Annotated in this window: 11 protein-coding genes; 4 read left to right on the top strand and 7 right to left on the bottom strand. The window is 64.5% G+C overall.

Annotated features, from left to right (window positions below):
- Positions 1-20: 20 nt before the first annotated feature.
- The 4 genes from AM590_RS17700 to AM590_RS17685 form a co-directional block, all read right to left on the bottom strand.
- Positions 21-746: a hypothetical protein gene (locus AM590_RS17700; RefSeq protein ID WP_058828615.1), complete on the bottom strand. Its 726-nt coding sequence runs from the start codon at positions 744-746 to the stop codon at positions 21-23.
- A 93-nt stretch (positions 747-839) separates the two neighbouring features.
- Positions 840-1430, bottom strand: a complete 591-nt coding sequence (locus AM590_RS17695; protein WP_253805958.1) for a hypothetical protein — start codon at positions 1428-1430, stop codon at positions 840-842.
- Between the two features lie 189 nt (positions 1431-1619).
- Positions 1620-2789 carry a hypothetical protein gene (locus tag AM590_RS17690; RefSeq protein WP_058828613.1) on the bottom strand — a complete coding sequence of 390 codons (1170 nt, stop codon included), beginning with the start codon at positions 2787-2789 and terminating at the stop codon, positions 1620-1622.
- Positions 2790-3047: 258 nt separating this feature from the next.
- Positions 3048-4310: a glycosyltransferase family 2 protein gene (locus tag AM590_RS17685; protein WP_058828612.1), complete on the bottom strand. Its 1263-nt coding sequence runs from the start codon at positions 4308-4310 to the stop codon at positions 3048-3050.
- 205 nt (positions 4311-4515) lie between these two features.
- On the opposite strand from AM590_RS17685, the gene AM590_RS17680 reads away from it, so the two are divergent.
- Genes AM590_RS17680 through AM590_RS17670 form a run of 3 tightly spaced genes read left to right on the top strand, consistent with a single transcriptional unit; the run spans position 4516 to position 6746 of the window.
- Positions 4516-4989 carry a molybdopterin-dependent oxidoreductase gene (locus tag AM590_RS17680; RefSeq protein ID WP_058828611.1) on the top strand — a complete coding sequence of 158 codons (474 nt, stop codon included), beginning with the start codon at positions 4516-4518 and terminating at the stop codon, positions 4987-4989.
- Between the two features lie 7 nt (positions 4990-4996).
- Positions 4997-5956 (top strand): extracellular solute-binding protein, encoded by a 960-nt coding sequence (locus tag AM590_RS17675; protein WP_394329106.1) that lies wholly within the window; start codon positions 4997-4999, stop codon positions 5954-5956.
- A complete protein-coding gene (locus AM590_RS17670; protein ID WP_058828609.1) occupies positions 5937-6746 on the top strand; it encodes a molybdenum ABC transporter permease in 810 nt (269 codons plus the stop codon). The genes AM590_RS17675 and AM590_RS17670 overlap by 20 nt, the downstream gene beginning before the upstream one ends.
- Before the next feature lie 473 nt (positions 6747-7219).
- Here the strand turns inward: AM590_RS17670 and AM590_RS17665 are convergent, their stop codons facing one another.
- On the bottom strand, positions 7220-9400 hold the full coding sequence (locus AM590_RS17665) for a cation-translocating P-type ATPase (protein WP_058828608.1): 2181 nt from the start codon (positions 9398-9400) through the stop codon (positions 7220-7222).
- Positions 9401-9523: 123 nt separating this feature from the next.
- A complete protein-coding gene (locus AM590_RS17660; protein ID WP_058828607.1) occupies positions 9524-9952 on the bottom strand; it encodes a universal stress protein in 429 nt (142 codons plus the stop codon).
- Positions 9953-10834: 882 nt separating this feature from the next.
- Between AM590_RS17660 and AM590_RS17655 the strand changes: the two genes are divergently transcribed.
- Positions 10835-11050, top strand: a complete 216-nt coding sequence (locus tag AM590_RS17655; protein WP_058828606.1) for a hypothetical protein — start codon at positions 10835-10837, stop codon at positions 11048-11050.
- 83 nt (positions 11051-11133) lie between these two features.
- Here the strand turns inward: AM590_RS17655 and AM590_RS17650 are convergent, their stop codons facing one another.
- On the bottom strand, positions 11134-11643 hold the full coding sequence (locus AM590_RS17650) for a hypothetical protein (protein ID WP_058828605.1): 510 nt from the start codon (positions 11641-11643) through the stop codon (positions 11134-11136).
- Positions 11644-11834 lie beyond the last annotated feature (191 nt).

The raw sequence follows: 11834 nt of genomic DNA, 5'->3' as shown, positions 1-11834 counted from the left end.
GCCGTCGTGGTTCGTCCCGCTCAGATGCGCGGGGAGACTTTCCACTCTTCCTCGATGGAGTACCCCGCGTCACCGATGCCGTCGGTGACTTCGAGGTCGTAACACTCCCAGCGGAAGTCGTGGTTCACGTCGTCGCCGACGATGTGCGCGCCGACGCGGTACCAGCCGTCTCGACCGAGTTGGCTCCCGTCCGACATGTCGTACTCGGCGGTGCCGCTCGGGTCCTGTATCTCGCGGTCCCACGGGACCGGGCCGGCCTCGGGCGCGTCGTCTCGCATCGCCGCGGTCGACCCGAGGTAGGCGATGCCGAGCGCGGCGACGCCGACGGGGAACCGGTTCACCTTGCCGGCGTTGTCCTCGTACCAATCGTCGGCGTAGTCGCCGCCGTGGTACCACGCGTGGCCGTGGACCGTCCGCGGGGCGGAGGCGTAGCCACCCGTGCCGCGGCCGGTCGCACCGCGGCCGCCACCGCCGCCGCTCTTGCCTTTCGCGCTCGCAACCCCGACGGGGCTGAGCGCGGCCAGCGACTGCGGGTCGAACCCTGACAGCGACGACTGGTCGGCGGCTTCGTAGCGGGACATCACCCACGTCTGGTCGGCGAGGTCGACGACGAGCGAGCCGTCGGAGATCTCGAAGTCGGAGACGACGCTCGACTTTCGCGGGGGAGGGGAGTTCGAACCGAGACAGCCGGCGAGTCCGCCAGCGGCCCCGAGACCGGTCAGTTGGAGGAACGTGCGGCGCTTCATGGGGACTCTCGTCTCTGTCAATCAGAAAACTAGGATAACAGTCTTGTGGTTCGATACGTCTCGTAAGAGAGAATGTCGCGTCTGCCGACTGGTTTACGGGCGGACCATCGCGAATGCAGCCCTGACGATCCCGATGACGACCCTATCGAGCGAGTGCGTCGCCGCGCCGAACGAGACGAAGAAGACGACCATGACGAGGAACTCGACGATCGGGAACGCGCCGAACGGGAATACGCCGACACCGAGGTCCACGACGAGTCGGATGAACGCGATGCCCGCGTCGACGGCGCGGTCGAACGTGAGAACGGCGATGGAGCCGCCGACAACGGATATGACGGCGTACACGAGAAGCCGCGGGGTGGTGGGGACCGCCCGCCCCAACTCTACGCGGACGGGTCGGCCGGCGTCCCCGGCGACGACCCCGAGCGCCGCGAGTTGTCGACGAAGTTGGTCGAGCGTCGTCACGACGAAGATGAACCACAAGAACGCCGCGAGTCCGAAGCCGACCGCCGACGCCGAGATCCCGGGAACGACACTCGTCAGGGTTTCGACGATAGTCGGGGTCGCGCGCTCGACAAACAGGTAGAAGACGACGAATCCGAGCGCCGCATCCACGGGCCCGTACGCCGGGAAGGGCTCGTGTTTGCGAGCGCGGTCGGGACCGATGTTCGCGTGCGCGTTCATACGTGAGAAGACGTGCCGTGAGCGCATCAATCGGTGACTCGATTACCACGGCGCGGGAGCCAGCCCCTGGAGGGTCGTCGGCGACCCAGACCGCGGCCCGAGGGCGGGGCGACCACGAGAGAGAACGCCCGACTGCGGACGGGTCGTGGCCGGTCAAACACCTCGCACTACGACAACCCCAACGGTTCGCTACGCGGCGAGCGGGATGACGATGACGAGGAGTTTCGCGTAGACGACCATGAACAGGAGCGCGAAGGGGTAGGTGTTGCCGTAGCCCGCCGCGACCTCGTCTGCGCCGGTGGCGTCGACGGCGGCCGCGAGCCCCTTCGTGTCGGTGTGCCCGCCGGTGATACCGCCGGCGGCGCTAATCCAGTCCATCCCCCAGACGTACCGCGTGAGCGCGAGGCCCGCGAGGATGGCGACGAAGCTCGTGAGCGCCGAGGCCGCCACGATTTGGAGGCCGTACTCGGCGATGGTCGCGAGGAAGCCGCCACCGGCGCCGATGCCGACGACCGCGAGGAACATCGCGAGCGTGAACGCCCGAATCTCCGAGAGGATGGTCGTGTCCATGCGCGTCGGTACGGGACCGACCCGGCCGAAGTAGCCGAAGACGAGCGCGGCGACGAGGACGCCGCCAGTTGTCCCGAGCGAGGGCGTGCCGAACGGCCCCATCGGAATCGGAATCGACCCGACAACCGCGCCAGCGACGATGACGAGCGCGTAGCCCATCACGCTGAACGTCACCTCTGAGACGGAGGACTCCGACGCCGCGTCGTCGGCGGTCCCGCCGATAGCCTCGTCGAAACGGCGTTTTTCGTCGTCGAGGTTCAGTCGGGCGATGACGGGGTACAACTGCTGGAACACGACGATGACGAGGACGCCGACGACGTAGCCGACGGAGTGGCCGATTTGGTAGTCCTGCCGGGCGGCCGCGGGGAGGGCCTCGATGGCCGACCCCAGTCCGGGACTGCTCGTCAGCGCGCCCGAGAACGACCCCATGATGAGCGGCGTGGACGCGTTGGGGAAGACGAACTGCGTCCAGACGTAGGTGAGCGCCAGCGCGACGGTTGGCATCAGCACCGCGACGGCGACGAAGTTGAGCCCGTACGCCTTGACGGTCCCCTCGATTTCGTGGTCCGCGATGAGGCCGACCGCGGCGACGAACAGCGCCAGCGTGAGGCCGCTGTACGCGTCGGGGACGGTGAAGCCGAAGTGGCCGAGCACCAACCCCGCGAAGAGCGGGCCCGCGACGCCGAACTTGACGCCGCGGATACTGATTTTGCCGAGACCCATCCCGACGAGCACCGCGAGAAACAGGACGAACAGCCCGTTTCCGACGAGCGACTCGATTACCGCCACGGGCGCTCACCCCCGGTCCCGAGACGGTGCACGCAGGCCGTCGGGCCGGCTCCGACCGAACGGCGTGAACGATGATGACAAAGTTGTCTTCTAGATGACATACAGGTGGAGGTTTGCGGCTGCGATGGATAAGGCTTGATTCGGTTCCCACGAGGTGGTGATGTGCAGAATCGGTAGACAGTACCGCCAAATACGCTGTATTTAGCGGGATATTATTTGGGGTCACACCGGGAGTAGTGCGGTCCGAACGGTCCGCAATTAATTATCATGGATATGAAACGACTCCCGGTGTTCGCTCGTAAAGCGGTTCATATCCAGATGTTCGGGGAGGTCGTTCCGCCCGTCGTGTTTCGTGAGCGAACCGGGTTCGAACGCGGGGTTGCGCTTTTCGACCGTCTCCAACGGCACCTTGGTCGTGACGGCAAAGTGCTCGACCGGGGAGACGAACCCCCAGAGCGCGCCCGCCGTGTTGAGGACGACGAGAATCGGCGTCCACGGGACCGCGAGGAGCGTGAGTTTCGACTCCGACCAGTAACTTGCCACGCCAGCGCCCGTCACGACGAACAGCGTGGCGAACTCGAGAAGGGAGCCGATTCGATAGACCATCAGGTCGGGGAGCGCGCCGGGGACGAGGAACGTGATGAGGGTTATCAGCGGAATGAGCGGCGAAAAGCCCCACGCGACGAGGCGGAACTGTAGGAACATCTGATAGTGTAGCGGCAGCAGGTCCGAGTCCTGTCGCGTTCCGGAGAACCACCGTCGACGCTGTTTGAGCATCGTCATGACCGACGGCGGGGCCTGATTGCGGAACTTGCAGTTCAGCACGTTGAAATCGAGGCCAGTATCGGCGGCCGCGCGCCACGCGAAGTCCGTATCCTCGGTGATGGTCTTCGAGTCCCACGTGATTCGATTTTCGAGACTCGTTCGAATCGCGATGCCGCCGCCCCACGCGTACAGCGGGAAGCTGAACCGGCCGAACGCCCGCTGTTCGCGTTGGTAACCGATACGGAACACCTCCGAGAGGTACGTCACCCACGAACCGGTATACACCGGAAGTTCGGTTATCTGGACGATGTCACCCTCCGGCAACCCCTCGAAGTTCGCCATCAACGTGTCCTCGTCGAGGTAGAGGACGAACTCCTTGTCGCAGGGGACCTCGCGGCGCGCCCATTCGAGCGCGCGGCCCTTGTGAGATGCCGTGCACGTGAACTCCTCGGGAACGGCGTGAACCGTCGCACCGTCGACCGAAATCGGTTTTTCCGCGATGACCCGAACGTCGTCGAGACCGTCGGGGACCGCGTTGACCGTCGATTGGACGATGTTGGCAGCGTCGATGGTGATGATGCGCACTTGGATGTCGTCGTAGCCGTAGGCGACGTCGTCGGCGGGGACGGTCTGTCGCCACGCGAGGACGAGCACCTCGACGAACCAGGTGAACACCGAGGCCGAATACAGCACGAAGACGGTCCAGACGAGCATCAGAAGGACGAACACCGCCAACTCGGACTGGACCTCGAACATGTAGATTGAACATATATTCTCAAAGCAATGAATATATGGAGTTCGGAATCGACCGACTCGCAACCGAGTCGAAACCGTCCAATCGGGTCGACGCCCGCCAACCAACTACGTCAGGGGGACCCATCCTTCAGACAGTTATAAGCCCTTAATTATTAGCGGTTACACACACCGGTAGAGTCAACCAATATCGGACTAGTGAGTACGCATGCACGCACAACACGACAGGTCGCGTTCGGCGACCGCCCCGACCGAGTCGATTCTCGTCCGCGGCGACGACCGAGCATCGCTGTCGGGCGCGGAGTTACTCGACTTCCCCGTCGAGGACCGAACGGTGACGGTCGCGTGCGCGTCGGGGACGCGGCACACCGCGACGTGGACCGGGGTTCCGGTCTTCGACCTTTTCGCTGACGTCGGCCTCGACGACGAGACGACGCACCTCGTCGTCAAGAGCGACGACGGTTATCGCGTCTGTATCGACGTGTACGACGCCCTCGACGCCGTGCTCGCCTACGCCCGCGACGGGACGCCGATAGGCGAGGAGTACGACTACGAGACGCGCTTTATCGCGCCCGAAATCGACGGGTCGCGGACGGTGAAAGGCGTCCGCGCCGTCGAGGCATGCGTGCTCGACCCGTCTACCGACCCCGAATCGCTCGAAGACATCTCCAAGAAACCCTGACCAGATGATGCGAAAGAGACGGGATCGGCCGCCCCGAACGGACGCGGCGGAGAACACCAGCGGGTCCGCCAGTGGGTCGAGCAGGCGGGCGTTTCTCGCGTCCGTCGGCGGGGCCACGGCGGCCGGCCTCGCGGCGACAGCGGGCTGCCTCGGCCGAGCGGGGGCGACGCCGACCGTGTCGATTCTCGCCGCCGGGAGCCTCCAGCGGGCGCTCACCGCCGAGTTCGAAGCGCCGGAGGGAACCCGCGTCGAGGTCGAGGCACACGGCTCCGCGCGCGTGGCTCGGATGGTCGCCGACGACCAACGCGACCCCGACATCGTCGCCCTCGCGGACCCGACGCTGTTCGACGCGCCGCTTTCGGTCCCGTGGTACGCGACGTTCGCCAACAACGCGCTCGTCGTCGCGTACAACCCCCAGACCGACGGCGGCGAGCGAGTCGCCGACGCCGCGTCGTGGCCCGACTCCCTCCTCGACGACGACGTCAGTCTCGGCCGAACCGACCCCGACCTCGACCCGCTGGGCTACCGGACGCGGTTCGCGCTCGTGCTCGCCGCCGACTACTACGACCGACCGGCGCTCGCCAACGACCTGCTCCGCCGCGACCAGATATATCCCGAGACGCAACTGCTCGCGCAGTTCGACGCCGGCGGCGTCGATGCAGCGTTCGTCTACCGGAGCATGGCCGTCGAGCGTGACTACCCGTACCTCGAACTCCCGGCGGAAATTAACCTGAGCGACCCCGAACACGCGTCGGCGTACGCGTCGGTCTCCTACACGCTCCCGGAGGGCGTCACCGTCCGCGGCGGCCCCATCCGGTATGCTGCGACGCGACGAACCGACACGATGGCGGCGAAATCGGTGTTCGAGGCGCTTGTCGGGACCGCCGGCGAGTTCCTCGAACCCTCCGGGTTCACCGTGCGCGAGAGCCAACCACACTACTTCGGAGATGTCCCACCGAGAGCCTAACCGCCGCGAGAGCGGCGTCACGCGACTCCTACCCGAGACGTGGCGAGGTCTGACGCTGCTTCTCGCCGGGATGCTCCTCGTCTACTACCTGCTTCCTATCGGCGCGCTCGTCTTCGCGCAGTCGCCGGCGTCGCTGGTCGGCGACGTGACGAGCGAGGTCGTCCTGACCGCCGCCACCAACTCCGTCGTCGCGGCGACGCTGAGCACGCTGGTCGCCGTCGCCTTCGGCGTCCCCTTGGCTTACTGGCTCTCGCGCACGTCGTTCCGCGGCCGCGACGTGATCCTGGCGATGGTCATGCTCCCGCTCGTGCTCCCGCCGGTCGTCAGCGGGATGTTACTGCTCAAGCTGGTCGGCCCCGCGGGCCTCGGCCAACTGACAAGCGTTCCGCTCACGCGCTCGCTGGTCGGCGTCGTCCTCGCGCAGACCTACGTCGCCTCGCCGTTTCTGGTCGTGACCGCGAAGACGGCCTTCGACGGCGTGGACAGGCAACTCGAAGCGGCGGCCCGCTCGCTCGGTGAGGACCGCGTCGGGAGCGTCCGACGCGTGACGCTCCCGCTGGCGAAGCAGGGCATCCTCGCCGGCGTGACCCTGACGTTCGCGCGGGCGATGGGCGAGTTCGGCGCGACGCTCATGCTGGCGTACTACCCGCGGACGCTCCCGGTACAAATCTGGGTGTCGTACCTCTCGACCGGCCTCGACGCCGCGTTCCCGGTCGCGCTCGTCCTCGTGGGCATCGCCGTCGGAGCGATTCTGTTGGTCCACGCGCTGGGGACGAACCCGTGGGAGTAAGCGGACAGGAGCGCAAGAGTCGTCAGGAGACGGTAACTTGACATCTTCCCCGCGCTGAAGCGCGAGGATTCCCCACCGCAGTTGGGATATTGTGGTTTACGACGTGACCTGTTCTCTCGGAGCGGGTCGATTTGCGGGAGGGCGGCGAACGTGACAAGGAGCCCCGCGGTCAGAGCGGGAATGAGCCAGAGGGCAAGCAGCTTCGGCATCGTCCCGTTGGGCTCGCCACCCGCCCCCCCAGTTCGTGACGAGCGCAGCGGGGAGCGATGGAGCGGCAAGCAAGCTCACGATACCGGACAGCACGACGAAGCCCGCAGCCGCGAGGAACCGGTGAATTGTCTTTATACTGGAACGTACGGCCTGCGTAGAGGTGAACAGGCGGGTTGGAAAGTCCGTCGACCTCTCATCATCGCGACAGACCGGCGGTCGTCCGAGCGACCTGAGGGAATTCACTGCCGTCGCCCGTGACGTGCTCACCCACGAAAGCCGAGCAGCCGAAGGCCGTTCAGTGAGACGATGACCGTCGAGCCCTCGTGGCCGACGACTGCGAGCGGGAGCGGGATGCCTCGGAGGAGGATCGCACCGACCATGAGTGCAATCGCTCCGAAGGCGATTGCGAGGTTGATGGTGAGCGTCCGGCGAGTCCTGCGTCCGAGACCGAGTACGTAGGGAATTTTGCTGAGGTCGTCGCCCATCAGCACCACGTCGGCGGTGTCGAGCGCGACGTCGGTTCCCGCGCCGCCCATCGCGATGCCGAGGGTCGCCGTGGCGAGCGCCGGCGCGTCGTTGACGCCGTCGCCGACCATCGCCACGTTCTCGAATCGCCCGACCAAGTCCTCGATGGTCGCCACTTTCTCCTCCGGGAGCAGTTCGGCCTGTACCTCGTCAATGCCGACTTCGTCGGCGATGCGCTGTGCGACGCGCTCGTTGTCGCCCGTCAGCATGACGATGTGCTCCACGCCGAGCGAGCGGAGATCGTCGATCATCTCGGCCGCGCCGGGGCGAACGGTGTCGGTGAAGGCGAGCCACCCCGACACGCTGACGTCGCCGTGGCGCTCTCGGGCGACGAGGACGCTCGTTTTCCCCTCCGCCTCTAACGTCTGGAGACGGTCGAGGCCCGGGTCGAGACCGTCGATCGCCGCGTCGCCGAGGGCGGTCTCGAAATAACTGCGGTTCCCGATGTGCGTCGTCGTGCCGTCGACGTCCGCTTTGACCCCTTTCCCGGCGACCGACTGGAACCGCTCCGCGTCGGGGACGTCGAGTGACCGAGCATCTGCCGCCCGCACCGTCGCACGGGCGAGGTGGTGCTCCGAGCGGGCCTGCACCGCGGCCACGACAGAGAGGAGTTCGTCCTCGGTTAGCGTCTCCTCTGCCGTGCCGTCACGGACGAACACGTCGGTCAACTGCGTGTCGCCCTGCGTGAGCGTCCCGGTCTTGTCGAAGGCGACCGCATCGATGCGCGCGGCGGTCTCGACGTGCTCGCCGCCCTTGAACAGGACGCCCTGTCTGCCTCCGGAGGCGATAGCTGAGAGGACTGCCGCGGGCGTCGAGATGATGACCGCACACGGCGAGGCGGCGACCATGAGCGTCATCGCGCGGTAGAACGTCCCGGTAAACTCGCTCCCGAGCGCGACCGGAACGGCGATAGCGGCAATCGTGAGCCCGAACACGCCGAGGACGTACGGTTGTTCGAGGCGGTCGATGAGCCGCTGTGTCGGGGCCTTCTCGCTTTGGGCGCGTTCGACCATGTGGATGAGGCGGCTGATCGCCGATTCGTGTGCCTGCCGCGTGACTTCGATTTCGAGGCTTCCACTCTCGTTTATCGTGCCGCCGAACACCTCGTCACCGGGTACCTTGGGTACGGGAACTGATTCGCCGGTGAGCGAGGCTTGGTCCACCGTTCCCTCGCCGGACGTGACGATGCCGTCGAGCGGGATTCTGTCGCCGGGACGGACGACGAACACGTCGCCGACGGCGACCTCCTCGATGGGAACCGTAACCTCCTCACCATCGCGGAGGACCTGCGCCTCGTCCGGCCGCATCTCGACGAGGGACTTGATCGCCCGTCGCGAGCGGCCGATCGCGTAGTGCTGGAGCGTGTTCGACAGCGAAAACAGGAAGAGGAGCATCGCGCCCTCGAACGGTGAGCCGATAGAGAGCGCCCCGAGCGCGGCGACGATCATCAACAGGTCGATGTCGACAGCGCCGTGACGAATCGTCTCTATCGCCCCCTTGAGTCCGTACCAGCCACCGAAGGCGTACGCGACGCCGTAGCCGGTCCACATGAGGAGTGACGGTCCGCCGAGCCATCCCGTCGCCAGGCCGGTCACCATGCCGACCAGCGTCAGCCCGACGAACACGGCCTCCCGCCTGAGGTCCGATCGGGTGGTCGCCTCGTCGGGTGCCGTGTCGGGGTCGTCCCGAATCGAGACGTTGCGGTCGCGAACCGCTTCTCGAAGCTGTTCCTCCGAGGTGACGCTCTCGTCGTAGGCGATTCGAACGCTCCCCGTTCGGAACGAGACGTCGACGTCGTGGACGCCCGGCGTGTCTCGGAGGTGTCGTGCGAGGGCTCGTGCTCCCGCTTCGCCGCGACCGCCTCGTCGTTCGATCTGGACGGCACACGTCGAGAGCGGGGACGGTTCAGTAACGGTCACGCGGTCTCTCCATATACTGCATTCTGATTCTGTATTGTCGGTCTGTCATCGTGTCCCTGTCTGAGTGCAGACGAAATGGGCACCCACTATCGACCGCCCTCGCGTCCGTCTGGTCCGAATGGTTCAACTGACGATCGTCACCGGAATCCGCGCTCGGCGGGTAACCGTCTCGGCAACGCTCCCGAGGAGCGCACGATCGATTCCCGAGCGGCCGTGGCTACCCATGACGATCTGATCGATGTCGTGGTCGTCGGCGTATTCCAAGATTGCTCGTGCCGGTTTGCCGACCTCCGTGACGGTAACGAGTTCAGTATTCCGGTCCGCCGCGAGATCTGTGGCCGTCGTGTGGATTTCGGTTGCGACTTCTTTCGCATTCTCGTGCCAGTCTTCGGCGACTGGTAAGCCGCCAGCCTCCACGTCGATAACCGAGTCGAGCGGATTAATCACGTACATCGATGTGATGGACGCGTCCGGAAAGGTCTCAGTGGCATATGCGAGCGCGCGCTCTGAAAGCGGAGAGCCATCGAAGGCGACGAGAACGTTGACCGGCATGAGGAAACACTTCGTGGTGAGTAGAGATGAACGTACTGCCGCGCGAGTGGTGCTGTCGTTCATCTGGAAACTCGGCCATGCTTCTAGAAGCTGTGCAAGGCGAATGAGTGTTTGTACAGCGTCTACGGAGGGTAGGTACGTCAGTAGCGGTGATGTACCTTAGGCGTCTCTATCGCGGGCAGAGCATTCAAACGGAGTCTCCCCGTACATCGAGTATATCGGTGAGAGAGCTATCGTAGAAGCCAACGACAGTCAAGCGGAGTACGCCACAATCCCAGAGACTATCGACATCCTCAGATATGTCGCAGAGAGTTTGAGTCTCTCTTTCAGCCGGTGGGACGAGCCATACGTGACCGGACCGAGTCTCTATTTTATTATCGTCGCTGACATCGATTTCGGAAGATACACCGATCCACTGGGAGACAACACGTGGCCCGTCAAACAGTGCCGGTCAGTCGGCATCACATCCAATGAGTTCATCGACGCAGCCCGCAACGTGGCATTCAGCTGCGATGGGGCAGTCGTTATTGCCGCGGATAGGACGATCCAAGAACAGATGGTTCGCGTTCGGACTCCAAATGCTACTGAAGTGGTCGAAGAGCCACCCCTCGCTTATGCCGATTGGATGGGAACCAAACATCTCAGTGCGTTAGAAGTGTCCCTCCGAGAAGAGGTGCTTGCCAGTGTAACGCTGAGCGAAGAGAACGGCCGTGTGACCGTCTTTCGGAGTGGAGAATACACTGATCGCGAACGTGAGGAACTTGGAGGACGCTGGCGGACCACACATTGAGGTTGCGCGTCGGAACCCCACCACCGCGCGAGAGACCGAATCGGCACCCACCTTCTTTACGGAGCGTTCCGTGGTCGCGAATAGAGGACTCGATGACATCGAACCAGGGCGGACACACACCGCTTTCTCCTCGGGCGACGCGAGCGTTCGAGCACCTTCGGCCCCTCGTCGCCGACCGCGACGCGGGCATGCCCGTGACCGATGCGCGCCGCCGGGTTCGCTCGGCGGGCGAAGACCCCGAAGCCGTCGACGAACTCCTGAACAAGGGGTATCTCTACGAAGTCGAAGGCGACGTGTACGTGACGTGAGGGCCGTCGTACTGGACTGGAGTGCGCGAGTGCGGGGCGTCGTGAAAAACGGAGTAAGACGGCCTCACCGCGATGCCGATGGTTTACTGACCCGGTGGCGATGTTGGCCGAGTGACCTGGTTACCGACGCCAGAGACGACGTTCGTCTGGTACTCCCAGTCGCCACCGAACGCGGGCGGGCGGTCACCCGTGTACCGCGGGTCCGTCTCGTGGACGATGTTGTAGTTGTAGTTCCCGTTGTCGTCGTAGCCGCGACAGTTAATCTGGTTTCTGACCCAGCCGGTGTCTAGGAACGGGTCGTTCGCGTACGTTCCCCGGTACTGCACCTTGTAATCACAGATGGTGAGACGGTCCTGATCGAGTTCATCGATACTAGAGACCGTACCGTAAACCCGACCGTCGCCGAGGTCCCAGTACCAGTCTTCCTGCGGATACGCTCCCGAACCGTACTCGCCCTCGTACGCCAAGACCGACTTGTACGCGCCGGTAACGACCTCCCCCTCGTCAGGAATACCGTTGCCGTCTTCGTCGTCGAACCGGCTTTTCGCGGTCGAACTCGCGTTACCCACGCCGGAGAACGCGACGAGACTCACAAGTCCTGCCGCGCTCCGAAGGACGCCTCGTCGAGTTCGTGGTTTGGTTGTCACTTCTGAACACCTCGACTACTAGACAATGTCGAGGTGTAAATAGATATTTGTCTGTCATATCTAAACACTATCAGAACCTGCTGAGAGCCCCGTTTCAAAGGTAATTATGTGATTTTGAATTTCAATCCCAGCCCAAT

This window comes from Haloferax sp. Q22 (assembly GCF_001482285.1).
GTDB lineage: Archaea > Halobacteriota > Halobacteria > Halobacteriales > Haloferacaceae > Haloferax.
Note: the sequence above shows the minus strand (reverse complement) of the source record. Positions and strands in the feature narration are given on the sequence as shown.